Source organism: Enterobacter soli (assembly GCF_964208575.1).
Classification (GTDB): domain Bacteria; phylum Pseudomonadota; class Gammaproteobacteria; order Enterobacterales; family Enterobacteriaceae; genus Enterobacter; species Enterobacter soli_A.
Window position 1 is genome coordinate 20,593 of the sequence record NZ_CAXOFU010000003.1, and the last position, 25,731, is coordinate 46,323.

General features: G+C 57.7%; 21 protein-coding genes. 10 read left to right on the forward strand and 11 right to left on the reverse strand.

Annotated elements, in window-relative coordinates:
- Nucleotides 1-24: 24 nt before the first annotated feature.
- On the reverse strand, nt 25-345 hold the full coding sequence (gene clpS, locus AB6V08_RS03540) for an ATP-dependent Clp protease adapter ClpS (RefSeq protein ID WP_368541382.1): 321 nt from the start codon (nt 343-345) through the stop codon (nt 25-27).
- 267 nt (nt 346-612) lie between these two features.
- Here clpS and cspD point away from each other — a divergent pair, with 267 nt between their 5' ends.
- Nucleotides 613-834, forward strand: coding sequence for a cold shock-like protein CspD (cspD, locus tag AB6V08_RS03545; protein ID WP_100777020.1), 222 nt, complete (start codon nt 613-615; stop codon nt 832-834).
- 70 nt (nt 835-904) lie between these two features.
- On the opposite strand, the gene macB is transcribed toward cspD, so the two are convergent.
- Both macB and macA read right to left on the reverse strand, forming a co-directional pair.
- Nucleotides 905-2,845: a macrolide ABC transporter ATP-binding protein/permease MacB gene (macB, locus tag AB6V08_RS03550; protein WP_368541383.1), complete on the reverse strand. Its 1,941-nt coding sequence runs from the start codon at nt 2,843-2,845 to the stop codon at nt 905-907.
- Nucleotides 2,842-3,957, reverse strand: a complete 1,116-nt coding sequence (gene macA / locus AB6V08_RS03555) for a macrolide transporter subunit MacA (protein ID WP_368541384.1) — start codon at nt 3,955-3,957, stop codon at nt 2,842-2,844. Before macA ends, macB begins: the two co-directional genes overlap by 4 nt.
- Before the next feature lie 159 nt (nt 3,958-4,116).
- Here macA and AB6V08_RS03560 point away from each other — a divergent pair, with 159 nt between their 5' ends.
- Nucleotides 4,117-5,073 carry a VirK/YbjX family protein gene (locus tag AB6V08_RS03560; protein ID WP_368541385.1) on the forward strand — a complete coding sequence of 319 codons (957 nt, stop codon included), beginning with the start codon at nt 4,117-4,119 and terminating at the stop codon, nt 5,071-5,073.
- Here AB6V08_RS03560 and AB6V08_RS03565 read toward each other — a convergent pair.
- Nucleotides 5,070-6,728, reverse strand: a complete 1,659-nt coding sequence (locus AB6V08_RS03565) for an ATP-dependent endonuclease (protein WP_368541387.1) — start codon at nt 6,726-6,728, stop codon at nt 5,070-5,072. The two genes, AB6V08_RS03560 and AB6V08_RS03565, sit on opposite strands and share 4 nt — an antisense overlap.
- A gap of 374 nt (nt 6,729-7,102) precedes the next feature.
- Between AB6V08_RS03565 and aqpZ the strand changes: the two genes are divergently transcribed.
- The 4 genes from aqpZ (at nt 7,103) to hcr (ending at nt 11,644) form a co-directional block, all read left to right on the forward strand.
- A complete protein-coding gene (gene aqpZ, locus AB6V08_RS03570; protein ID WP_368541388.1) occupies nt 7,103-7,798 on the forward strand; it encodes an aquaporin Z in 696 nt (231 codons plus the stop codon).
- 170 nt (nt 7,799-7,968) lie between these two features.
- Complete coding sequence (locus AB6V08_RS03575; RefSeq protein WP_368541389.1) at nt 7,969-8,868, forward strand: lysine exporter LysO family protein; 900 nt, start codon at nt 7,969-7,971, stop codon at nt 8,866-8,868.
- Nucleotides 8,869-9,012: 144 nt separating this feature from the next.
- Nucleotides 9,013-10,665 carry a hydroxylamine reductase gene (gene hcp, locus AB6V08_RS03580; RefSeq protein ID WP_368541391.1) on the forward strand — a complete coding sequence of 551 codons (1,653 nt, stop codon included), beginning with the start codon at nt 9,013-9,015 and terminating at the stop codon, nt 10,663-10,665.
- Between the two features lie 10 nt (nt 10,666-10,675).
- Nucleotides 10,676-11,644 (forward strand): NADH oxidoreductase, encoded by a 969-nt coding sequence (gene hcr / locus AB6V08_RS03585; RefSeq protein ID WP_368541392.1) that lies wholly within the window; start codon nt 10,676-10,678, stop codon nt 11,642-11,644.
- Nucleotides 11,645-11,777: 133 nt separating this feature from the next.
- On the opposite strand, the gene AB6V08_RS03590 is transcribed toward hcr, so the two are convergent.
- Complete coding sequence (locus AB6V08_RS03590; RefSeq protein ID WP_368541393.1) at nt 11,778-12,212, reverse strand: DoxX family protein; 435 nt, start codon at nt 12,210-12,212, stop codon at nt 11,778-11,780.
- A 151-nt stretch (nt 12,213-12,363) separates the two neighbouring features.
- On the opposite strand from AB6V08_RS03590, the gene poxB reads away from it, so the two are divergent.
- From poxB to AB6V08_RS03610, 4 genes are all read left to right on the forward strand, one after another.
- Nucleotides 12,364-14,082 carry a ubiquinone-dependent pyruvate dehydrogenase gene (gene poxB, locus AB6V08_RS03595; RefSeq protein WP_368541395.1) on the forward strand — a complete coding sequence of 573 codons (1,719 nt, stop codon included), beginning with the start codon at nt 12,364-12,366 and terminating at the stop codon, nt 14,080-14,082.
- A 38-nt stretch (nt 14,083-14,120) separates the two neighbouring features.
- Nucleotides 14,121-15,122: a low-specificity L-threonine aldolase gene (gene ltaE / locus AB6V08_RS03600; RefSeq protein WP_368541397.1), complete on the forward strand. Its 1,002-nt coding sequence runs from the start codon at nt 14,121-14,123 to the stop codon at nt 15,120-15,122.
- A 13-nt stretch (nt 15,123-15,135) separates the two neighbouring features.
- Nucleotides 15,136-16,572 carry an SDR family oxidoreductase gene (locus tag AB6V08_RS03605; RefSeq protein ID WP_368541398.1) on the forward strand — a complete coding sequence of 479 codons (1,437 nt, stop codon included), beginning with the start codon at nt 15,136-15,138 and terminating at the stop codon, nt 16,570-16,572.
- Between the two features lie 93 nt (nt 16,573-16,665).
- Nucleotides 16,666-17,679, forward strand: a complete 1,014-nt coding sequence (locus AB6V08_RS03610; protein WP_368541399.1) for an NAD-dependent epimerase/dehydratase family protein — start codon at nt 16,666-16,668, stop codon at nt 17,677-17,679.
- A 97-nt stretch (nt 17,680-17,776) separates the two neighbouring features.
- On the opposite strand, the gene AB6V08_RS03615 is transcribed toward AB6V08_RS03610, so the two are convergent.
- The 6 genes from AB6V08_RS03615 to gspL form a co-directional block, all read right to left on the reverse strand.
- Nucleotides 17,777-19,627: a glycoside hydrolase family 19 protein gene (locus AB6V08_RS03615; RefSeq protein WP_368541400.1), complete on the reverse strand. Its 1,851-nt coding sequence runs from the start codon at nt 19,625-19,627 to the stop codon at nt 17,777-17,779.
- 139 nt (nt 19,628-19,766) lie between these two features.
- Complete coding sequence (gene iagB, locus AB6V08_RS03620; RefSeq protein WP_368541402.1) at nt 19,767-20,213, reverse strand: type III secretion system invasion protein IagB; 447 nt, start codon at nt 20,211-20,213, stop codon at nt 19,767-19,769.
- 136 nt (nt 20,214-20,349) lie between these two features.
- On the reverse strand, nt 20,350-23,052 hold the full coding sequence (locus AB6V08_RS03625) for a glycosyl hydrolase family 18 protein (RefSeq protein WP_368541403.1): 2,703 nt from the start codon (nt 23,050-23,052) through the stop codon (nt 20,350-20,352).
- Nucleotides 23,053-23,308: 256 nt separating this feature from the next.
- Entirely contained in the window at nt 23,309-24,106 is a 798-nt protein-coding gene (locus AB6V08_RS03630) for an A24 family peptidase (protein WP_368541404.1), read from the reverse strand.
- Complete coding sequence (gspM, locus tag AB6V08_RS03635; RefSeq protein WP_368541405.1) at nt 24,103-24,588, reverse strand: type II secretion system protein GspM; 486 nt, start codon at nt 24,586-24,588, stop codon at nt 24,103-24,105. Before gspM ends, AB6V08_RS03630 begins: the two co-directional genes overlap by 4 nt.
- Complete coding sequence (gene gspL / locus AB6V08_RS03640; protein WP_368541406.1) at nt 24,585-25,730, reverse strand: type II secretion system protein GspL; 1,146 nt, start codon at nt 25,728-25,730, stop codon at nt 24,585-24,587. Before gspL ends, gspM begins: the two co-directional genes overlap by 4 nt.
- Nucleotide 25,731 lies beyond the last annotated feature (1 nt).

The window sequence follows — 25,731 nt, forward strand, 5'->3', positions numbered from 1 at the left end:
CACCTCCCCCAATTTTATGCCTTATCAGGCCTTTTCCAGCGTACACAGCAACGGATGCTCGTTCTCCCTCGCGTAGTCGTTCACCATCGCCACTTTGGTTTCCGCCACTTCGGCTGTAAAGATGCCGCAGATAGCTTTGCCACGATAATGAACGGTAAGCATCAGTTGCGTTGCACGTTCTACATCATAAGAAAAGAACTTTTGTAGCACGTCAATAACAAATTCCATTGGCGTGTAATCATCGTTCATTAACATAACTTTATACATAGATGGCGGTTTTAGCGCGTCGCGCACTTTGTCTTCCGCCAGCTGGTCAAAATCCAGCCAGTCGTTACTCTTACCCATTTTGCATAATCACTTTGAATCTACCTCAGATGTTAGATAACAAGCATCTATTACTGTCATCCGCGATGTCTGTCACAAACCGTGGCAATAGCGTTAACTGCTTCAAATTTTGGTTGATTATTGTCCCATCTCCAGCGCCTAACGCTTGACGGCTTGTTTCGTTTATCTAAATTGTACAAGCGTGAGATGGCGAGGTTTTGAACAGCCCCCACTCCACCACCGGTTCATTCCATCTTAACTTATAAGATTTACGAAGGATGTCGAAGCATGGAAATGGGTACTGTTAAGTGGTTCAACAACGCCAAAGGGTTTGGTTTCATCTGCCCCGAAGGCGGCGGCGAGGATATCTTCGCTCACTATTCCACCATTCAGATGGATGGTTACAGAACGCTAAAAGCCGGGCAGTCCGTCCGGTTCGATGTTCACCAGGGGCCGAAGGGCAATCATGCCAGCGTTATCGTGCCCATCGAAGCAGAAGCGGTTGCGTAGCCCTCTGTTTCATTGTGTACATCCCTCAGTCAAAATGCCAGCCCGATCGGCTGGCATTTTTATTTTCAGGCTATTCGCGGGCCAGCGCATCGACCGGATCCAGCCGCGCCGCATTGCGTGCGGGCAACCAGCCAAACAAAATGCCGGTGAAGGTCGAACACAAAAATGCGGTCAGGATCGCCACGGGGGAGAAGCCAATCTCCCAGCCGGGTAAAAAGAGCTGCAGGGCGAAGGCGATCATCATCGATAAGGCAATGCCCATCGCGCCACCGACCAAGCAAACCAGCACCGCTTCTATCAAAAACTGCTGCAGTACGTCGCTTGCCCTGGCGCCAACCGCCATGCGGATGCCAATCTCCCTGGTGCGCTCGGTGACCGACACCAGCATGATGTTCATCACCCCGATACCGCCCACGACCAGCGAAATAACCGCCACCAGCGTCAGGAACAGCTGAAGAGTACGTGTGGTCTTTTCCGCCGTTTTCAAGAGGCCGTCCATGTTCCAGGTAAAGAAATCCTTCTTCCCGTGGCGCAGCGTGAGCAGACGTTCAAGCTGCTGTTCCGCTAAGGTGCTGTCGTAGCCCTCTTTCACGCGAACGGTAATAGAGTTGAGCCACGACTGCCCCATAATCCGCCCGGAAATCGTGGTGTACGGCAGCCAGACGCGCAGGATTTTGCTGCTGCCAAACATCGACTGTTTCTCTTCCGCCACGCCGATGACCGTCGCTGGCATGTTGCCCACCAGAATCACCTCGCCGACCACGTTGGCTTTATTGGGGAACAGCTGCCTGCGGGAGTTGTCGTCCAGCACCACCACCTGCGCCCTGCCCGCCAGCTGTTCGGCGTTAAAGGTCGCGCCCTGGCTGAAGGTCATGCCGTAAACGTTGAAGTAGTCGCCGCTGACCCCGTTCGCGCTCGCCGCCACGTCGATATTGCCGTAGCGAAGCCGCAGGTTTTGCGACACCGCCGGCGTGGCGGAGTTGACCCACGGCTGTCGCTGAATGGCGAGCAGATCGTCATACTTCAGCGCCTGCTGGTACTGCGGCTCGTCGTCGCCAAAGTCCTTGCCGGGATAGACGTCAATGGTGTTGGTGCCGATGGCGCGGATATCCGCCAGCACTAGCTGCTTCGCGGCATCCCCCACCACCACAATCGACACCACCGAGGCGATGCCGATAATGATGCCGAGCATGGTCAGCAGGGTGCGCATTTTATTGGCCGCCATCGCCAGCCACGCCATCGTCAGCGCTTCACGAAAGCCGCTGGAGAACTGTCCCCAGCCGGTGGCTGCGGGCAGTGCCTCTTTCGGTGCCGCCGCTCTGGATTCACGCGGCGGCGGGTTGCTGACGAGCTCGCCGTCGTGGATCTCGATAATTCGCTCTGCCTGCGCCGCCACCAGCGGATCGTGGGTGACGATAATCACCGTGTGGCCCTGATCGCGCAGCTGGTGGAGGATAGCCATCACCTCTTCGCCGGAACGGCTGTCGAGCGCCCCGGTCGGTTCGTCCGCCAGGATCACCTGGCCGCCGTTCATCAGGGCGCGGGCGATACTGACGCGCTGCTGCTGGCCGCCGGAAAGCTGCGACGGCTGATAATCCACGCGCTCGGCCAGCCCGAGGCGGGTTAACAGCGCCTTCGCCCGCTCAAGGCGTTTTTTGCGCTCCACGCCCGCGTAGACCGCCGGAACCTCGACGTTTTGCGCGGCGCTTAAATGGGAAAGCAGATGGTAGCGCTGGAAGATGAAGCCGAAATGTTCGCGACGCAGCTTTGCCAGCGCGTCACCGTCCAGCGTCGAGACGTCCGTCCCCGCCACCCGGTAGGTGCCGTCGGTGGGTTTATCCAGGCAGCCGAGAATGTTCATCAGCGTGGATTTACCGGAACCCGACGCGCCGACAATCGCCACCATTTCGCCCGCCTGCACGCTCAGGGAGATCCCCTTTAGCACCTCGACCGGCCCGTCGCCGGAAGGGTAGCTGCGGCGAATGTTCGTCAGCTCAAGCAACGCCGTCATTTAGCGGCTCCGGACAGGCTTTCGCTGGTGACAACCTCTTCGCCCTCTTCCAGCCCTTTGGTAATCGCCACAGCGGTGTCGTTGCGCGCGCCGATGGTCACTTCCCGCTCGCGGGTTTCACCGTTGCGCAGCACTTTAACTTTATAGCGCCCGTCCCCCGCCGGCTCGCCGAGCGCCGAGAGCGGAATGGTGAGCACGTTTTTCACGCCGGTCAGCTGAATGTGCACCTGCGCGGTCATGTCCAGCCGCAGGACGCCCTGCGGGTTAGGCACCTCGAAGCGCGCATAGTAGAAGATGGCGTCGTTGACCTTTTCCGGCGTCGGCAGGATATCTTTCAGCACGCCCTCATAGCGGGTTTGCGGATCGCCGAGCACGGTAAACCAGGCGTTCTGCCCCGGCTTCAGATGGATAACGTCCGCCTCTGACACCTGGGCCTTCACCAGCATGGTGCTCATGTCCGCCAGCGTCAGGATGTTTGGCGCCTGCTGGGCGGCAATCACCGTCTGCCCCTGCAGCGTGGTGTTCTGGGTGACTTCTCCCGCCATCGGCGCCACGATGCGCGTATAGTCGAGGTTGGTTTTAGCCGTATCCAGCGAGGCCTGGTTGCGCTTGATTTGCGCGTCGATGGTGCCAATCTGCGCCTGTTTTACCGCCAGCTCCGTGGCCGCGGTATCCAGATCCTGCTTTGAAATCGCCTGGGTTTTGGCAAGCGCCTGCTGGCGCGTCAGGGTTACCTGCGCGAGATTACGCTCAGCCTGGGCCTGGGCGCGTTGGGCGCGCAGCTCCATCAGCGTGGCTTCAACCTCACGGATCTGGTTTTCCGCCTGCTCGGGATCGATAACGCCCAGCAGCTGGCCTTTTTTCACCTTGTCGCCAATCTCCACCGACAGCGTTTTCAGCTGCCCGCTGACCTGCGCACCGACATCCACCTTGCGCAGGGCGTCAAGCTTGCCCGTGGCGAGCACGTTCTGTTGCAGCTCGCCGGGGCGAACAATCAAGGTCTGGTACTGCGGCACGGGCGCGTTCAGCACCTGCCACAGCCAGAATCCGCCCACTAAGACCACTACCGCCAGCAGCAGAAACAGCTTTCTGCGTTTTCCCTTAAAGTTCATAAAAATTCCAAATAAATGTTCTGGCAATCATAACCGTTGATTCTAACTAAACATCACCTCAACGAAACCCCTGTTTCCTGGAATCGTCATAAATTGTTTACGAGATGTTGATAAACCTCCTGCTGAAATAAGGATCTGCCAAATGAAGCGAGAGCCATCATGTCTTCCATCGTCGACACCCCCTATTCCCATCAGCCGCAGCCCACGTCCGGCTGGCAGCTTTTCAAAAGCCTGGCATTCGGCAAACTGACGCCGGGACTGGCATGGCAAAACCCCGCTTATCGACGTAAGTTCATGCTACGTTCGCTGGCAACGCCTTTCAGCACCGCGCGTTTGCTGACGCACCTGGCGAAACAGCCTCGTCTGCTGCAAATGTTACAGGTTCAGCCTGGCCTGCCGTGCCGCCTGCATCGCCCGTGGCTGACGGTGGATATGACCCGTCAGCACGCGCTGGAATCCCTGAACTGGCACTACCAGACGATGAGCCGCAAGCTTCCGGCCACGCTGGTGAGCGGCTATCTGTCTAAGCCGGGCGTCACGCTGGCGACCATAACAGGAAAAGATGAACAGCAATTTACCATTCGTCTTTGCGCCGATGCATTTCTGGATAAAGAAGGTGAAGCGACGCTCGCATTTTGCGATCGTCAGAACATTGTGCTGGCTGAAATGACCTTTACCCTGTGCCAGTTTGAAGGCAAATCGACGCTCTTTATCGGTGGCCTGCAGGGGGCGAAAGCGCACGTGCCGCACGAGCTGATTCAGGGCGCGACCAAAGCCTGCCACGGCCTGTTCCCGAAACGCCTGATCGTTGAAGCGGCAATGACGCTGGGCGCGGCCTTCCCGGTCGAGCAGATTGTGGCGGTGAGTAACGCCACACACATTTATCGCAGCTGGCGCTACCGCAAGAAAAAAGAGGGAAAACTGCTGGCCGACTACGACAGCTTCTGGCTGTCCCTGGGCGGCGAAAAGCAGGCCAGCGGCAATTTCGCGCTACCGCTGACCATGCCGCGTAAGCCGATGGAAGAGATTGCGAGCAAAAAACGCTCGGAGTACCGCCGTCGTTACGAGCTGCTGGACAGCCTGATTCATCAGACTGCCCTCGCCGCCCGCGGTTAATCGGCTCTCCCGCGCGCCAGCCACAGCACGCGGGAGAACATTTTACGCAGCAGCGTTGGCACCGACTCAACGCCCCGCCTTGCCGCCTCCGTCGCCACTTCGATGGCTAAATCCGGCTTTGACGAACGATGAATCGCTTTGGAAATCACCCGGCGCATATTCATCGGGACATCCACCGGCACCATCGCCACGCGGTGGAAAACGTCATCAAACCCCTGGCGATACATAAAGTGTTCCATATCCATTGCAGGAAGCATGGTCAGATGGTCGCGCTCCTCTTCCCGCTCGTTGCTCAGCAGGCTGCGCACCGTTGAGGCGTATTTCTTACCCGCTTCGTCGCCGTCAACCAGCACGTGCCATTCGATGCCCATTCGCCGGGCGAATTTAATCAGCGGTTTTAATCCCGACTGGGCAAACTCGATAACCTTTATCCCCTCGGCGTCGAAATGGTGCCCGCACTGGCGCGCCAGCTCGTTAATCACCCAGGTTTCGGTTTCCCCCTCCACCAGCAGCCAGCAGCGCGCAAAGAGCGACGAGGCGCGGTTAAAACGAATGTGGAACGCGATGCGGCGCCCGTCTTCCGCGCTGAGTCCGCCCGGCCCCAGCCGGTAGGCCGTTACGCGCGACGACTCACGAACCAGACGGCAGACGTATTCGACGGGGGTCAGCGACAGCAGCTCGCCGGAGTTGGTGGTGGTGATCCGCTGCAGCGGCAGCAGGTTCAGCAGGTGCCAGGCCACGGAGAGCATGATCGGATGCAGCCGCGTTTCCGGATCTTCTACCAGCAGCAGCGGACGCGCGTCCTTGTCCAGCCGGACGGTGCCTTTCGCCTGTAAAAGCGTTGAGAACAGCCCCAGCAGGATCACCCGATGGCTACGCCCGCCGGGCCTGTCGATCATGCGGTTGATAATGTCGAGATAGCGCCAGCTGCGCTGCTCATCGTGCGAGCGGCGGCGCATCAGGCGGTGGCGCGACTGCGACGTGCCCTGCTCGGAGAAGTAGTGCTCCAGCAGCTGCACCATCGCCGACAGCCCCTGGCGAATCTGCCCGTCGGTCAAATTTTGCGGGCGAGACACCAGCTCGCGGGCCAGAAAATCCAGCTCCCGCGCCGTGACTTCCACATCCGGCATGTTCGGCACCGTGCCGTTGCGGATCCGGCGCATAAAGCGCGCATCGCGCAGGCGCAGCACCGGGGAAAGCCGAATAAGATGCCCGACCTGCTCGTCGATATTCTCCAGCGGGATCGGGTTTCCTTTTTCATTAAGGAATTCGCGCAGGGTTAATACCGTGTCGTTTTCGCCCAACTCCCCTTCCAGACGGTAGAAAATGCGGTGGTAGTCGTCTTCACAGGGCACCCAGCACGGCGACATCGGGCGGAAGCGGCGCACCCGGTGGCGGCCCGGCTCCGCCTCGCGGAAGGTCAGAATAATATGCAGGTGTTTTTCGCGCCCCTGAACATCTCCCGGCGGGAACCAGAAGTCGTCGCGCACGAAGGAGTACAGGCCATCTTCCGGTGATAACAGCAGCGTGAGCGCGTCCAGCAGGCTGGACTTACCCCAGGCATTCTCCCCGATCAGAACATTGTTCTGTTCAAGCATCAGCGACAGGCGGTTAATACCGCGAAATCCAACAATCTCCACGCGTTCGAGAAGCATAAATCCCCCACGGAATGGCCACTTTTTCCTTTAAGTTATCAGGAGTATAGCGGCAGGAGCCGCTGCATAACACCGCCAGACGCGTCGAATATTCCGAGGCCGCGCAAAAAATTCGGAATTTAGCCGATAACTTTCATTTGAAATAACAGTAATTGGACAAGATACTACCGCGCAAGAATTGGACTATGCTCTATTTACCTCCAGTTTGAACAAGGAATGACATCACATTGCCTTAAATCAAATTAATCTAATTTATTTAAGTGGCGAAGGGATGATGTTGGTTTCTAAAATAATGGCTCTTTGAGTCGTCATCCCTTTATGGCGATATAGCCCGTATGCAGGAACGCGTGCGGAAATTTATTATTGAGGTGGTTATGTTCAGAAAATTAGCGGCAGAATGTTTCGGTACATTCTGGCTGGTGTTCGGTGGTTGCGGCAGCGCAGTTCTGGCAGCAGCATTTCCAGAATTAGGAATTGGTTTTGCGGGTGTCGCCCTGGCATTCGGCTTAACCGTTTTAACCATGGCGTTCGCGGTTGGACATATTTCTGGCGGTCATTTTAACCCGGCAGTGACATTAGGCTTATGGGCCGGCGGTCGTTTCCCGGCTAAAGACGTTATTGGCTATATTATCGCTCAGGTTGTTGGCGGCATTATTGCGGCAGGCATTCTGTATGTTATTGCCAGCGGTAAAGCAGGCTTTGACGCAGCGGCCAGCGGCTTTGCATCAAACGGCTTCGGCGAACACTCCCCGGGCGGCTACTCCATGATGTCTGCCATTGTGATTGAAATCGTGCTGACCGCAGGCTTCCTGCTGGTGATCCACGGCGCAACCGACAAGCACGCGCCGGCGGGCTTCGCGCCGATTGCAATCGGTCTGGCGCTGACCCTTATCCACCTGATCTCCATTCCGGTTACCAATACCTCCGTTAACCCGGCGCGCAGTACCGCAGTGGCGATTTTCCAGGGCGGATGGGCGCTCCAGCAGCTGTGGCTGTTCTGGGTGATGCCAATCATCGGCGGTATTTTGGGCGGCGTGATTTACCGCACCCTGCTGGAAAAACGCGATTAATCTTTCCTTCCCTCTTTCTTCAGAAGAGGGTCGGAGTGAGGGCAACAGGCCAAACACACAGGCCGGGTAAGCGTACGCGCCACCCGGCTTTTTTATTGCTTCTTTACCTGTCAGCCTTTATTGGGTAGTGTCACTGGCGCTTAACAGACACTCAAAAGGATCGGCTGTTCATGTTTTCGGGACTCCTCATCATTCTGCTGCCCCTGATTGTGGGCTATCTCATTCCTCTGCGTCGTGAATCCGCATTAAGGCTGATCAATCGTTTTCTCAGCTGGATTGTTTACGTCATTCTTTTCTTTATGGGAATTAGTCTGGCGTTTCTGGATAATCTGGCAACCAATCTTCTGTCGATCCTGCATTATTCTGCCGTGACCATTGTGGTTATTATGCTGTGCAATATTGCCGCATTACTTTGGCTCGAACGCACTATTCCGTGGACAAATCATCATCGTCAGGAAAAACTCCCTTCGCGTATTGCGATGGCGCTGGAATCATTAAAACTGTGCGGCGTTGTGGTTCTCGGTTTTCTGCTGGGATTAACCGGCTGGTCTTTTTTACAACACGCGACCGAGGCCAGCGAATATACCCTGATATTCCTGCTGTTCCTGATTGGTATTCAGCTTCGAAATAACGGGATGACTCTGAAACAGATTGTCCTCAATCGTCGGGGAATGATCGTCGCCGTGGTTGTCGTGGCCAGTTCGATGGTCGCGGGAGTGATTAACGCCTTTATTCTCGACCTGCCGCTGAAAACCGGGCTGGCGATGGCGTCGGGCTTTGGCTGGTATTCGCTTTCCGGCATTCTGCTGACCGAATCCTTCGGCCCGGTGATTGGCAGCGCCGCCTTCTTTAACGATCTGGGGCGCGAGCTGCTGGCGATAATGCTGATCCCGGGGCTGGTGCAGCGCAGCCGCTCTACCGCGCTGGGCCTGTGCGGCGCAACATCGATGGACTTTACCCTGCCGGTGCTACAGCGCTCGGGCGGCCTGGAGATGGTGCCTGCCGCCATCGTGCACGGCTTTATTTTAAGCCTGCTGGTGCCGATTATGATGGCGTTTTTTTCCGCATAATACCCCGCTGGCGGTAGAGCCTCTGCCGCCAAAATTGCGCTAAATCAATATCCCTCTATTTTGTAGCAGAAAGAACTTTTCACCGTTCTGGCTCAGGCATAACCTTAAACATGTATATTAAATATAACTTTAACAGGTGTGATTATGTTCTGTGTGCAATGTGAACAAACTATCCGTACTCCGGCAGGCAATGGCTGCTCCTACGCGCAAGGTATGTGCGGCAAAACGGCAGAAGCGTCAGACCTGCAGGATCTGCTGATTGCCTCCCTGCAAGGCCTCTCCGCATGGGCGTTTAAGGCCCGCGAATACGGGATCGTTGACCACTACGTGGACAGCTTCGCGCCGCGCGCGTTCTTCTCTACGCTGACCAACGTTAACTTCGACTCCCCGCGCATCGTCGGTTACGCCCGCGAAGCCATCGCCCTGCGCGAAGCGCTGAAGGCCCAGTGCCTGAGCGCGGACGCCGGCGCGCGCGTGGATAACCCGATGTCTGAGCTTCAGCTGGTGAGCGACGATCTGGGCGACCTGCAGCGTCAGGCGGCAGAATTTACCCCGAACAAAGACAAAGCGGCGATTGGCGAGAACATTCTCGGCCTGCGCCTGCTGTGCCTGTACGGCCTGAAAGGCGCTGCGGCCTATATGGAGCACGCGCACGTTCTCGGCCAGTACGACAACGACATCTACGCGCAATACCATAAAATCATGGCATGGCTCGGCACCTGGCCTTCCGACATGAACGCTCTGCTGGAGTGTTCAATGGAAATAGGCCAGATGAACTTCAAGGTGATGAGCATTCTGGACGCCGGTGAAACCAGCACCTACGGCCACCCGACGCCAACGCAGGTGAACGTTAAGGCGACCGAAGGCAAGTGCATCCTGATCTCCGGCCACGACCTGAAAGATCTCTACAACCTGCTGAAGCAGACCGAAGGCACCGGCGTAAACGTCTATACCCACGGCGAAATGCTGCCCGCGCACGGCTACCCGGAGCTGCGCAAGTTTAAACATCTGGTGGGTAACTACGGCAGCGGCTGGCAGAACCAGCAGGTTGAGTTCGCACGCTTCCCAGGCCCTATCGTGATGACCTCTAACTGCATCATCGACCCGACCGTGGGCGCGTATGACGACCGTATCTGGACCCGCAGCATCGTCGGCTGGCCGGGCGTGAGCCACCTCGAAGGCGACGACTTCGGCCCGGTTATCGCCCAGGCGCAGCAGATGGCGGGCTTCCCGTACAGCGAAATCGAACACCTGATCACCGTCGGCTTTGGTCGCGAAACCCTGCTCGGCGCGGCGGATTCCTTAATTGACCTGGTTAGCCGTGAAAAGCTGCGCCACATCTTCCTGATTGGCGGCTGTGACGGCGCGCGCGGGGAGCGTAACTACTTCACCGATTTCGCCACCAGCGTGCCGGAAGATTGCCTGATCCTGACCCTGGCCTGCGGTAAGTACCGTTTCAACAAGCTGGACTTCGGCAATATCGAAGGTCTGCCGCGCCTGGTGGATGCGGGCCAGTGTAACGACGCTTACTCGGCGATTATTCTGGCCGTGACCCTGGCGGAGAAGCTGGGCTGCGGCGTGAACGATCTGCCGCTGTCGCTGGTGCTTTCATGGTTCGAGCAGAAGGCGATTGTCATTCTGCTGACCCTGCTCTCTCTGGGCGTGACCAACATCGTGACCGGCCCGACGGCGCCTGGCTTCCTGACGCCAGACCTGCTGGCGGTGCTGAACGAGAAGTTTGGTCTGCGTTCCGTGACCACCGTTGAAGAAGATATGCAGCAGCTGCTGAGCGCGTAAGGAGCGATTCATGACGATGCCAACCCCACAATGCCCGTGGCGGATGCAGGTTCACCACATCCATCAGGAAACGCCGGACGTGTGGACGCTCTCGCTGCTGTGCCATGACTATTATCCGTACCGTGCGGGTCAGTATGCGCTGGTCAGCGTGCGTAATTCTGCGGATACCCTGCGCGCCTACACGATCTCTTCAACGCCGGGCGTGAGCGAGTACATCACGCTCACCGTTCGTCGCATTGACGACGGTGCGGGCTCCGGGTGGCTGACGCGCGACGTGAAGCGCGGGGATTATATCTGGCTGTCCGACGCGCAGGGTGATTTCACCTGCGACGATAAGACCGAGGATAAATTCCTGCTCTTGGCGGCGGGCTGCGGCGTGACCCCGGTGATGTCGATGCGCCGCTGGCTGGCGAAACATCGCCCTCAGGCAGATGTGCAGGTGATTTTCAGCGTTCGCTCCCCGGAGGATGTGATTTTTGCCGAGGAATGGCGCAACTACCCCGTCACCCTGGTGGCCGAAAATAACGCAACCCACGGTTTTGTGTCCGGCCGCCTGAGCCGCGAGCTGCTGCAAAGCGTGCCGGATATCGCATCGCGCACGGTGATGACCTGCGGCCCGGCGCCGTATATGGACATCGTTGAGGAAGACGTGAAAGCGCTTGGCGTGACCCGCTTCTTTAAAGAACAGTTCTTCACGCCGGTGGCGGAAGCAGCGACCAACGGGATTAAATTCACCAAGCTGCAGCCTGCAAAGACCTTCTTTGGTCGCGTGGGATCCACGCTGCTGGAAGCGCTGGAGAGCAACAGCGTGCCCGTGGTTGCCGCCTGTCGCGCGGGCGTGTGCGGGTGCTGCAAAACGAAAGTGGTGGACGGTGAATACCGCGTCACCAGCACCATGACGCTGACGGAGGCGGAGATCGCCGAAGGCTACGTGCTGGCCTGTTCCTGCCATCCGCAGGGCGATCTTGTTCTCGCGTAGTTTCAGTCAATGACAAAAGCCCGGTGAGCGTTCGCGCTGCCGGGCTTTTTTTGTCGGGTGGCACTGCGTTTACCCGACCTACGTTGCATGTGTTTGCACTTCCAGGGCTCGGTTCGCCGGGCGTTTGTTGCCCTTATCGCCAGGCCGGATCTTTCCCCATCGCGTATCGCCCTGCCCCTAAAAACGCCACGGCGAGCGAGCCGATAAAGAAGTAGACCAGGCTTTCAATTGCCCAGGCGCCTACCGCGTCCAGCGCGAAGGTTTTGCCAGTTCCCACCATCAGCCAGGCGACCACCATGGTGAAGGCCAGCACCAGCGCCGCCGGGCGGGTGAAAATCCCGAGAATAATCAGGATGGGCGCCACCACTTCACCGATTAAGACGCCGTAGGCGATAAACCCCGGTAATCCTTTTGCCACCAGCATTCCGCTGATGAAACCCACGCCGCCAAACAGCTTGTGCAGGCCGTGAAACAGCATCAGCCCGCCTACGGCAAGTCGTAACAAGAGTTTGCCGAGATCGTCGCACGCTAGCTTTTTATTAACAGCAATTAACATTGATTTAACCATTTGAAATTATTCCTGTTTTTACCCGAGGTACAGAAAGATTATGCCGAATAGTTACATTTGAAAACCACCTTTTAATGAGGGGGTAAGGCGGGCAATACGGTGACTTTCTTCTAAGCTTGTAAGCGATATCACAAAAAGGAGATGGACAACCATGAAACAAACCGTAGCGGCTTACATAGCAAAAACGCTCGAACAGGCTGGCGTGAAGCGCATCTGGGGCGTCACCGGGGATTCACTGAACGGCTTAAGCGATAGCCTCAATAAAATGAAAACGATCGAATGGATGCCGACGCGCCATGAAGAGGTCGCCGCCTTTGCCGCAGGCGCCGAAGCGCAGCTGACGGGCGAGCTTGCCGTGTGTGCAGGCTCCTGCGGGCCGGGAAACCTGCATTTGATCAACGGTCTGTTTGACTGCCATCGCAACCACGTTCCGGTGCTGGCGATTGCCGCACACATTCCCTCCTCCGAGATCGGCAGCGGCTATTTTCAGGAAACGCACCCGCAGGAGCTGTTCCGCGAGTGCAGCCACTACTGCGAGCTGGTGTCTTCGCCCGAGCAAATCCCTCAGGTGCTGGCGATTGCCATGCGCAAAGCGATCCTGAATCGCGGTGTTTCGGTGGTGGTGATTCCGGGCGACGTGGCGCTGAAGGCCGCACCGGAAACTGCCAGCACCCACTGGTATCACGCTCCGCAGCCGGTGGTGACGCCCGCGGAAGAGGAGCTGAAAAAGCTGGCGCAGCTGCTGCGCTACTCCAGCAATATCGCCCTGATGTGCGGCAGCGGCTGCGCGGGCGCGCATAAAGAGTTAGTGGAATTTGCCGGAAAGCTCAAAGCGCCAATTGTTCACGCCCTGCGCGGAAAAGAGCACGTCGAGTACGACAACCCCTACGACGTCGGCATGACCGGGCTGATTGGCTTCTCGTCCGGCTTCCACACCATGATGAACGCCGACACCCTGATTCTGCTCGGCACCCAGTTCCCGTATCGCGCGTTCTATCCGTCGGATGCCAAAATCATTCAGATCGACATCAACCCGGCGAGCATCGGGGCGCACAGCAAGGTGGACATGGCGCTGATCGGCGATATCAAATCCACTCTGGCCGCCCTGCTGCCGCTGCTTGAGGAAAAAACCGAGCGTAAATTCCTCGACAAAGCCCTCAGCGACTACCGCGACGCGCGTAAAGGGCTGGACGATCTCGCCAAACCGAGCGACAAAGCCATTCACCCGCAGTATCTGGCGCAGCAGATCAGCCACTTCGCCGACGATGACGCCATCTTCACCTGTGATGTCGGCACCCCAACCGTCTGGGCGGCCCGCTACCTCAAGATGAACGGCAAGCGCCGCCTGCTCGGGTCGTTCAACCACGGCTCGATGGCGAACGCCATGCCGCAGGCGCTGGGCGCAAAAGCCACCGCGCCGGAGCGTCAGGTGGTGGCGATGTGCGGCGACGGCGGGTTCAGCATGCTGATGGGCGACTTCCTGTCCGTCGTGCAGATGAAGCTGCCGCTCAAAATTGTGGTCTTTAACAACAGCGTGCTGGGCTTTGTGGCGATGGAGATGAAGGCCGGGGGCTATCTCACCGACGGCACCGAGCTGCACGACACCAACTTTGCCCGTATCGCCGAAGCCTGCGGCATTACCGGTATCCGCGTGGAGAAAGCCTCCGAAGTGGACGAAGCGCTGCAGCGCGCCTTCTCCATCGACGGCCCGGTGCTGGTGGACGTGGTGGTTGCCAAAGAAGAGCTGGCGATCCCGCCGCAGATCAAGCTGGAGCAGGCCAAAGGCTTTAGCCTCTATATGCTGCGCGCCATTATCAGCGGCCGCGGAGACGAGGTGATCGAACTGGCAAAAACCAACTGGCTCAGGTAAAACGTTGCACATTACCTCTAAAATTAAAGGGATGTGCAATGATTGATTTACGCAGCGATACCGTGACCCGACCGACGCGCGCCATGCTCGAAGAGATGATGGCCGCCCCGGTCGGGGACGACGTTTACGGCGACGACCCGACGGTTAACGCGCTTCAACGTTATGCCGCCGAGCTGAGCGGCAAAGAGGCCGCGCTGTTCCTGCCGACCGGGACCCAGGCGAACCTGGTGGCGCTGCTGAGCCACTGCGAGCGCGGCGAGGAGTATATCGTCGGCCAGGGCGCGCACAACTATCTGTACGAAGCGGGCGGCGCGGCGGTGCTTGGCAGCATTCAGCCGCAGCCGATTGATGCCGCGGCGGATGGCTCCCTTCCATTGGATAAGGTCGCGGCGAAGATCAAAGCCGACGATATCCACTTCGCCCGCACCAGGCTGCTGAGCATTGAAAACACCCACAACGGCAAAGTGCTGCCGCGCGAGTACCTGAAAGCGGCGTGGGAATTTACCCGCGAGCGCAATCTGGGCCTGCACGTCGACGGCGCGCGTATTTTTAACGCCGTGGTGGAATATGGCTGCGAGCTGAAAGAGATCGCGCAGTACTGCGACTCGTTCACCATTTGCCTCTCCAAAGGGCTCGGCACGCCGGTTGGCTCGCTGCTGGTGGGCAATGCGGATTACATCAAGCGCGCCAACCGCTGGCGCAAAATGACCGGCGGCGGGATGCGTCAGGCCGGCATTCTGGCGGCGGCCGGTCTGTATGCCTTGAAAAACAACGTTGCCCGCCTGAAAGAGGATCACGACAATGCCGCCTGGATGGCCGCGCAGCTGCGTGAGATTGGCGCAGACGTGATGCGTCACGACACCAACATGCTGTTCGTGCGCGTTGGCGATGACAACGCCGCCGCGCTGGGCGAGTTCATGAAGGCGCGCGGCGTGCTGATCAACGCCTCGCCGGTGGTGCGCCTGGTGATGCATCTGGACGTCAGCCGCGATCGGCTTGCGGAAGTGGTCAGCCACTGGCAGGCATTTTTACAGCGTTAAGAAGGAGCGTAACGTGCCGCAACGTATTCTGGTGCTCGGCGCCAGCGGCTATATCGGTCAGCATCTGACCACGGCGTTAAGCCAGCACGGGCATCAGGTGCTGGCGGCGGCACGCAGCGTGGAACGCCTGCAAAAGCTCAACCTGCCCAACGTCACCTGCCACAGCGTGGATTTAAGCTGGCCGCAGAACTTGCCCACGCTGCTGGAAGGGGTAGACACGCTTTACTACCTGGTTCACAGCATGGGCGAAGGCGGGGATTTTATCGCCCACGAGCGTCAGGCGGCGATGAACGTGCGCGATGCCCTGCTGCAGTCCCCCGTTAAGCAGGTGATTTTTTTAAGCTCATTGCAGGCCCCCGAAAATGAACAGTCCGACCATTTACGCGCCCGCCAGCTGACCGCGGACACCCTGCGCAGTGCGAACATTCCCCTCACCGAGCTGCGCGCCGGGATCATCGTCGGCGCGGGCTCTGCCGCCTTCGAGGTGATGCGCGATATGGTCTACAACCTGCCGGTGCTCACCCCGCCGCGCTGGGTGCGTTCGCGCACCACGCCGATTGCGCTGGAGAACCTGCTGCACTATCTGGTGGAGCTGTTGAACCATCCCGCCGCAGAGCACCGCGTGCTGGAAGCGGCCGGGCCGGAAGTGCTGAGCTATCAGCAGCAGTTCGAGCATTTTATGCAGGTCAGCGGGCGTCGGCGCCTGCTGGTGCCCGTTCCCTTCCCTACCAGCTGGATCTCGGTGTGGTTTTTAAACGTCATTACCTCCGTGCCGCCCACCACGGCCAAAGCGCTGATCCAGGGGCTGAAGCACGATCTGCTGGCGGACGATCGCGAACTGCGCGCGCTGATCCCCCAGACGCTGATCCGCTTTGACGACGCGGTGCGCAATACCCTGAAAGAAGAAGAGAAGCTGGTGAACTCCAGCGACTGGGGGTACGACGCCCAGGCCTTTGCCCGCTGGCGGCCGGAATACGGCTATTACCCGAAGCAGGCGGGCTGCACGGTGAAAACCCAGGCCAGCCTGGCCTCGCTGTGGGCGGTGGTGAACCAGATTGGCGGCAAAGAGCGCTACTTCTTTGGCAATATCCTCTGGCAGACGCGCGGCGCGCTGGATCTGCTGGTGGGGCACAGGCTGGCGAAAGGCCGCCCTGCGCATCCGTATCTTGAGGTGGGCGATACCGTCGACAGCTGGAAGGTGATTATCGTGGAGCCGGAAAAGCAGCTGGCGCTGCTGTTTGGCATGAAAGCCCCGGGGCTGGGGCGGCTCTGTTTTACGCTTAAAGACAAGGGCAGCCATCGCGAGCTGGACGTTCGCGCATGGTGGCATCCCCACGGCATGCCGGGTTTATTCTACTGGCTGCTGATGATCCCGGCGCATCTGTTTATCTTCCGCGGGATGGCGAAACGCATCGCGCAGCTCGCGGAACAAACGGACGACGGTCGCTAAATAAAACTCTTAATCTTTCACCTTTCCCATTGCATACGGGCGTAATTCACGGAAGAATGCGCACGAAATTCTTTTTCAACACAGTGGATCGATATGAAGGTACTGGTTACCGGTGCGACCAGCGGCTTGGGCCGAAACGCGGTCGAGTTTCTGCGCAACAAGGGCATTAGCGTCAGGGCTACCGGTCGCAACGAAGCGATGGGTAAACTGCTGCAAAAAATGGGCGCAGAGTTTGTCCATGCCGACCTGACGGAGCTGGTTTCCTCCCAGGCGAAGGTGATGCTCGCCGGTATCGATACGCTGTGGCACTGCTCCAGCTTTACCTCCCCGTGGGGCACGCAGGAAGCGTTCGATCTCGCGAACGTGCGCGCCACCCGCCGTCTGGGCGAGTGGGCCGTGGCCTGGGGCGTGCGCAACTTTATTCATATCTCCTCCCCGTCGCTCTATTTCGACTATCACCACCATCGCGATATTCAGGAAGATTTCCGTCCGGCGCGGTTTGCCTGCGAGTTTGCCCGCAGTAAGGCCGCCAGCGAAGAGGTGATCGACCTGCTGGCGCAGTCGAACCCGCACACGCGCTTTACCGTGCTGCGTCCGCAAAGCCTGTTCGGACCGCACGACAAAGTGTTTATTCCGCGCCTGGCGCAGATGATGCACCACTACGGTAGCGTGCTGCTGCCGCGCGGCGGCGACGCTATGGTGGACATGACCTATTACGAAAACGCGGTTCACGCCATGTGGCTGGCAAGCCAGAGCGAGTGCGACAAGCTGGTGTCGGGCCGGGCGTATAACATCACCAACGGCGAGCCCTGCACCCTGCGAAGCATCGTGCAGCGGCTGATTGACGAGCTGCAGATCCAGTGCCGCATCCGCTCCGTTCCCTATCCGATGCTGGACATGATTGCCCGAAGCATGGAGCGTTTCGGCAATAAATCCGCCAAAGAGCCGGCCCTGACGCACTACGGCGTGTCGAAGCTTAACTTTGATTTTACGCTGGATATTTCCCGCGCGGAGAACGAGCTGGGGTATAAGCCGATTGTGACGCTGGATGACGGGATTGTGCGCACGGCGGCGTGGCTGCGGGATCACGGGAAGCTGCACCGGTAGTTAGGCGGGTGCGGCCTGATGCCCTCACCCTGGCCCTCTCCCACGGGGAGAGGGTATAAAAAAGCAAACGGCAACCTTTCGGTTGCCGTTTGCTTTTTTATAGCGCTGTCCAGGCGTCGGACCATGCCAGGCCTGCGCCGGGTTCATAGTACGCCGGAGCGTTGTTACACCAGCCGCTGTAAGGGAACGGTTTGCACTGGAACAGTTTACCGTGGTTGTTCACGATATCGCCCGCGCTGTACTTACTGTTCGCACTCCACGGCGCGTAAGAGCCAGAGGTGCCTTCATCCTGAGATGGGGTCGCCGCTTTCGCTTTCACGTTCAGCAGGTAGGTGGTGCTGCTGCTCAGTTCGCCGTCGCTGACGGTCAGGCTGATTTCATACTGCTGTGCCGTTGCCGATTCTGGCGCGTTGAAGGTGACAACCGCTTTATCTTCGCCGGACACCGTCTGGCCGTCCTGGGAGCGCCAGGTGTAGGTCAGCTTGTTGCCGTCTTCGTCGGTAGAGCCTTCAGCGCTCAGGGAAACCTGCGCCCCCGCTTCTACAGCACCGATGGGGCCTGCGATCTGCGCCACTGGCGCGTGGTTCACCGCCGCCGGGGTGGTGTCTTCCGCGGGCGTAGTATCTGCCGGGGTAGTGTCTTCCGCCGGAGTCGTATCCGCTGGCGTGGTGTCTGCTGGCGTAGTGTCCGCAGGCGTTTCGTCCGTTGGCGTGGTCGCAGAGCCGTCGTCGTTCATGATGTTGACGTTAAAGAACTTCTGTACACACTTGGTGTAGTCGCCTTCTTTAAACGCGCTGAACGGCGTCTGATAGCCCACCAGCTGGCAAGAGTAGGTCTTACCGTCCGGCGTATCACCGCTCCATCCCCAGTCCTGCTCCCAGTAAATTTTCAGAGAGCCAGCGCCGCCTTCATCGAATTGCTTCATGTTGGCACAGCCCAGCACTTCGTTAGCCGCAACAGGAACTTTCAGGTAGTTGGCGAATTCTTTGTAGTATTTGATACGGTTTTCAGACTGCGCAATCTCAGTCGGGCCGCCGCACTCCACGCCGCCGTTGATGATCTGCGTGGTCACGCCGAAGCCCGGAACCAGGCCGTTGGCTTTATCGTGATCGTTTGGCTGCCAGGTGCCGTCGATAACCTGCAACATGCTTGGTTTCGGTGGCTGTGGATAGGCGAAGAAGAAGATGGCGCTTGCCAGGTTCAGCCAGGTGTCAGCAACCAGTTCTGGTTTTTCGAGCAGAACTTTTACGTCGCCGTACATGGCTTCAGAGAACGGGCCGTAGTTGTAGTTGTAAGACAACTGTTTTGCGCCACGACCGAAGTAGCTCAGGAAGTCGCCGTCTTTGTCTTTCCCGCACGGCCAGGTCTGACCCTGCCACACGCTGGGGTTACATTCGCCGTTATAACCGCCTTTCTGACCTTCGGTCCAGCCCATTTCGCGGATATACACCAGCGCCTGACGCCATTCGGCTTCTGGACGCCAGCTTTCGTGGCCGCCCGTTTCCTGCGCGAAGTGCGCGAACATGGTTGCCATTTCTTTACGGCAGATAGCGTCGCTGTCACGACCGTCTTTGTAGGTGTCGCACAGTGCCGGGAATTTACCCACGGCTTTCAGGAAGTTGCTGTAGCTGTAATCCTTCGCGCGCAGAGGGAACAGATATTCCCAGTCGCTCTCTTTCAGGATACCTTCAACGCGCTTAACGTTGTCCGGGTTGGACGCTTTGCCAGGCTCGATCTGCTCGACCGTGCTGTTGTCCAGCGTACGGATGGTATCTTTCACCGACTTCATCAGCGGAAAATCGGTAAGCTCTTTTTCCTTTTTAGCCAGGTCGCTGGCTTTCATGGTGTAAGGTTCGCTGCTGGTCGCCTGTAACGTTGCAGCCTGAGCCATAACCGGTGCCACACAAGCCCCCGCTACGAGAATGCTCAGTAATGTCCTTTTAGTCATTTCAAATAATCCTGTATATAAGCAACAATGGTGGATGCTTTCCCGGCTTATGTATTAGTCCATTAATAAATAAACCTGAGAAGGCGATTCTTTTTTACTTTCTGAAGAACACCGTCAGGTACTCTTCAAAAAATAAAAATCAGTACACGTAAGATTGACGTGATTTTATTTGCTGGTACTTCGTCCACACCTTGTGGGCATACATCATTCGCTGTGGATAATTCTCTTTTTTCAGGCCGGCGTTATAAGCACCGACAGCTTCCCAGTTATATCCATAGACTTTAATCATGTTGGATAATATGGATGCGCCAACCATGATTGAGGTACACGGCTCGGTTATTAACCGATATTCATCAATGCCGTGGCGTTCTAATTCACTAAAGTGAGAGCTATTAATTTGCATCAGACCCACGTCGCGTGAACCGTCGTGATTCCAGCCTACCGCGTGGGGGTTCATACCCGATTCCACTTTGGCAATCGCAAATAATAAGTAGGGGTCGACATGATAATAATGCGCGGCTTTGTCCCAACAGTTTGCCATTGCACTCTGGCTAATGATTAACAATAAAAAGATGAGGCGTTTCATTTGATTTACCTGCTAATTGACTTTCCCACTCTCTCCTTGCGCACAAATCATAATGAGGGTTGTTGACCGCACCCGAAGCGGGGTGCGGTCAACCGTTGCGGGTGGATATCACACCCGTAACGTCAGGTTCAGAAGATTATTTGCAGTCCGCAGACGCGCCTTCTTTCACCCATACATCGCTGTTGCCCGGTTTATCACCGCGGGTCCACCACTTCGCACGGTAAACGTTACCTTCGAAGGTCGTGGTTTCACCGCCGTTGTAGACCTTGTCTGAACGCCAGTTCATTTTCACCTGGCTGACCAGTTCCCATGCGTCAACGTCGAAGCCAGGCTTGTTGCCCTGAGTCCAGTACTTCGCTTTCCATACCAGGTTGTCGGAGCTGACGGTATCGCCGCTGTTGTAAACCTTGGTCGCAGACCAGGCAACGTACTTGCTCGCGTTAGCATCCACTGGCGCATCGCAGCTGCCGGTAGCTGGCGTGGTACCTTCGTCAGATGGCGTGGTGCCTTCGTCAGACGGGTTGGTGCCTTCATCAGACGGATTAGTGTCTTCGTCAACCGGCTCCGCGGCTTTCGGATTCACCGTGACCTGAACGTTAGACTGCACGCTGGTTTTGCCGTCGGAAACAATGACGCTCAGCGTATAGGTAGACGCGTTCGCGACTTCCGGGGCGGTGATACGCACGTTTGCAGAATCAGTGCCGGTCGCGTTCATGTCTGCCGGTACGCTCCAGCTGTAGGTCAGCGCGTCGCCGTCAGGATCGGTTGCCTGGGCATGCAGAGAGACCGTTTCACCGGATTCAACGGTAACGTTGTCCATCGCATTGATAACAGGCGCCTGGTTGGCCTTAGGTGCTTTGTTAACAACCTGCACGTCGATTGAGCTGCTCAGACCTTTCGCATCGGTCACGGTCAGGCGGAACACCAGCGTCTGGTTGCTGGATACCGCAGGTACGCTGAAGCTTGCTTTCGCTTTGGTGCTGTTGGTCAGGGTGACGGAAGAACCGGAAACCTGCGTCCATTTGTAGGTCAGCGCATCGCCGTCCTGATCGGAAGAGGCAGAGCCGTCCAGCGTCACGGTAGCCGGGCCAGTCACGGTCATGTCAGCGGCGGACGCGACCGGAGCGTGGTTGGTCGGAACCGGGTCAACAGGCGTGGAGCCGCTACCAAGCAGGCTTTCGTTCATCGCGTTCAGGATGTCGCCGTTGTCGGATTCAATAGACCATGCGAACAGACCACCGAGGTTGTGGTTCAGCACGTATTTGCCTTTCGCTTCAACAGAACGGGCGTTGTCATAGCTGATCAGCTCGCCGGTAGACTTGTTGAACAGGTATGGCGCTTCCGCCGCGGTGTCGTACTTGTATTCCCAGCCTGGTTTACCCAGCATCTTGTTCACGATATCGCGATAATCCAGGATGCCTGCTTCCCATGAGCCCGCGATTGCGCCCGTTGCGGTACCGGTGAATGGATTGTCGCCGGTGTAACCGTGAACGCCAGTCCAGCCGCGGCCATACATTGCCGCACCCACAACAACTTTACCCGGCTGCACGCCCTGATCCAGCATCGCTTTCACCGCGTTTTCCGTGGTGTAGTTGGTGTCTGGTTTCCAGGAAGCACCGTACAGCGCAGCCTGGTGACCCAGCTCGGTGTTGCTCCACGCGCCGTAGTAGTCGTAGCTCATCAGGAAGATGTGATCGATGTACTGCTGGGCAGTGTTGTAATCAACGTCTTCAATCTTGTCTTTGCCCGCGCCAATCGCCGTGGTCAGCTCATAGGTGCGGCCAGTTTCTGCTGACAGTTCGTTCAGCATGGCGCGCAGGTCGTGCATCAGCGCAGTGTAAGTGGCTTTATCGGTTGCCGGGTTACCCAGCCTGGCGTTCTCACCGCCGCCGCCAGGGAATTCCCAGTCGATATCTACGCCGTCGAACACTTTCCAGGTTTTCAGGAACTCTTTAACAGAGCCCACGAAACGGTCACGCAGAACTTTGTTGTCCATCTGGAAGAACGGGTCAGACAGCGTCCAGCCGCCTACAGAAGGCAGAATTTTCAGGTCTGGATGGGCTTTTTTCATTGCCATCAGCTGACCGTAGTTACCTTTGTACGGGTCGTCCCAGTTAGACACGCCGGACTGAGGTTTTTGCAGCGCTGCCCACGGATCGTGGATAGCAACGGTATAGTCAGGGCGGCCTGCACACGCGCGTTTCAGAGACTCAAGCGCGCCGGAAGATTTGGCGCTGTCGTTGATGCCGTCGCCGCCGCAGATTGGGATGAAGCCGTACAGCAGGTGGTTGATGTTCGCGACCGGGATTTTGTCCGCAGAGAAGTTGCGGTCATAAACGCCCCACTCCGGGAAGTAAGCGCCAACCACTTTATCGGTGTGTTTTGAGAAGGTTTTGTTGTTTTCAAGCAGCGTCGTGTTCATTGGCAGCAGGTGGCTACCGTCGGTGTCTGCCACGATGATCAGCTTGCTGGCGCTTTTGGTGCAGCCGCTGTCATTACACAGCTCAACCTGCTCCTGATAACGACCGCCTTTCTTCACTTTGAAGGTCGCAGAGCCCGCCGCGCTACCTGCGCCGGTCCACACGGTCTGGCCGTCCAGCAGGACTTTTGCGGACGTTGGCGCATCACCGCTCCAGACGTTCCACTCAACCTTCACGTCCACACCGTCGTTGTGAACTTTAATAAGGTTATTGTAATCCTGAGCCGCCTGATCGACTTCTACCAGCGCAAACTTGTCATTGCCGGAAGTAAGAGAAGGTGTACCTGGCGCCGCGGCGAACGCCGAACTTGTTGCCGCCGCAATAAAGAGCGCCAGATATTTAGGCTTCATAAAATTCATTTCTATTTCCTGATAAATTTATACGTGAACGATAATGACCCATGACTTCCTTGAGCTCATGGAATGTATTTAAAAACTCAATCTAAAAAAGTATTTGTGGATCGTAACCAAAAAACGTTGACGGGTTATATTCCTCCCTAAACAGTCACAAGCTCACTTTCCTTTTGGCTTATGCCCGGTACGATACACGCAAGAAAAAGCATCTTCCTTTCCTTTTCCCGGCGAAAAAAAGCGATAAAAAACTTGACCGAAATATTCAGAATGTGACAGCAAACGCCTGGGCAATAAACACGGCGAGACCTGCCAGAGATAAATACGGGCCGAAAGAGATAGTTTGGTTATTTTTATTTGCTTTATGACATGCGAAATAACCGACAATGCCGCAAAGCGCCGCAATTAATTCAATAGAGGGCAATGCCTGCCACCCGCACCAGGCGCCCAGCGCGGCCAGCAGCTTAAAATCACCGTAACCCAGCCCTTCGCGCCCGGTCGCCAGGCGAAATCCCCAGTACACCAGCCAGAGCGACAGATACCCCGCCACCGCACCGTACAGCGCATCGCGCAGCGGCAGCGTGTTGCCCAGCGTCGCAATCAGCAGCCCGGCCCACAGCAGGGGCTGGGTCAGGCAATCCGGCAGCAGCTGGTGTTTGCCGTCGATCAGCGCCAGCGGCAGCAAAAACGCGGCCAGCAGCCAGAGCGAGAACAGGGTCTGAATGCCCGGAACGGACCAGGCCGTGACGCCAAAGAACAGCGCGGTAAAAAGCTCAATCAAAAAGATCCGTAGCGGGATCGCCGTGCGGCACCGGCTGCAGCGGCCCCGCAATAGCAGCCAGCTCAGCAGCGGGATGTTTTCCCAGGCAGAGAGCGCATGCTGGCACGCCGGGCAGTGCGAGGCGGGAAAGAGTAAATTGCCGCATCCCTCCTCGTCCATCACCATCGGCGGAACGCGCTCCGCCACCACGCCGAGAAAACTGCCCGTTATCGCCCCCAGCACTGCACTCATGACGGGGAACCCAACCGGGTAAACCTCACGTACCAGTACGAAGGTATTCATGCCAGTTTTTTCCAGGTCAGCTGAATTTCGGCCTTCACGTCGCTGATATGGTCAACCGGCGTGAGGTTCATTTTCTGCAAACGAATACCCGACGTCTGGTTTATTTCGCGCAGCCAGTTTTTTAATTCATAGACATTCACGCGCCCCACCACGAAAGAGAGGGTTTGCCCGTCCTGACGGACGTCCGTTAATGAGACATTAATCTCGTGCGCGCTATTTTCCACCACGCTGCGCGGATTATCCGTTTTTACCTGCAGCATCTGGAGATGGTTTTTATCAATTTCCGTACGCATCCAGTTCAGCGTTTCGGTTTGACGAGCCAGCGTGGTTTTACTGCTTTGAATCATATTATCCAAAGGGATCACTCCTGCGTAATAAATCGCGGCGCAGCACAACGCTGCGGCACCGTTTTTTAATAATGTTTTTTCCCTGGCGCTGTAATTTTGATAACGCGCTTTCAGCTGCGCGACTCTCTCTTTCATTTATGTTTCCCTGTAATCATGGCGGTATACGGCGCCTCTCTTGAAACAGGCTGGAGCGAAAAATCAAAGCCTGCGCGGGTCTGGTTGATGAACGTCTGCAGCGACTGCTGATCTTGCGCGGTCACGCTCAGGACAAGCCCCCCCTGCGCGGCGTCGTATTCCACCTGGTTGATTTCCAGCGCCGGAACCGCCCGTTTGGCCTGCTCCAGCTCATCCAGCTGCAGGAAGATGCCCTTAGGCTGTTTCTTGATGTTCTGTCCAAAGTGATATTTGAGGTTGGTCTGCTGGCGCATGCTCGGGAAGTGGTGCTGATACACCTGCACAATCTCCTGCTGAACGTGGTTCTCTTCCTGCACCAGCATCCAGGCCAGAGCGGCGCGCGGGCCCAGCAGCAGGCCAAGGGAGAGCAGCCCCGCCGCCGCGATGGCCACCTTGAGGCCTTTCGGCAGGCCGTTGCCGGCGCTGCGGGGGCCAAACTCTCCGTGCAGCAGGTTCACGCGGCTCGCCTGCCACTGGGTCTGAATCAGCACCAGCGGGTGAACCCACGCCAGGCGCTCGTCCACCTCGACTCCCGCAGGCGCGTCGCCGTAGCAGCACACCTCGCCCTCCCCGGCTTTCTGCATCAGCAGCGGCAGCAGGGTGGCATCCACTTCGCCGGCCGACGCCGGAGACAGGCGCAGCCAGTAGTTATCTTCCAGCGATACCAGCGTGGAGCCGCCCGCAGACACCGGCAGCAGCCAGGCATCCGGCACCGCCTGCACCACGGTCAGCCCGGCGGCGCTGAAGCGCTCGAGCCAGTGGCGCAGGCGCGCGGCGTCAATGGCCACGGCGTCAACCTCGCGCCCTTTTTTGCCGAGCACCGTCCAGTGCAGGCCGTCCACGTCGCCAATCAGCGTCTCTTCCGCCATCCAGGAGAACGCCGCCGTCTGGGCGTTCATCCCTTTTTTCGGCAGCGTGAAGTGGCGGAAGACGGTTTCCCCTGCGGGCAGCAGCAGACAGACGCGCGCCGCCAGAGGATGTCCGGCAAGGGTGCTGAGTTCAGCCATGTTCTCCAGCGATTCAACCTGCTGACTACCGGACTCGCACCACCATAATTTCCCGTCCTCGCGGCTGTCGGGACGAATAAAAAGCACCTGTTTCATA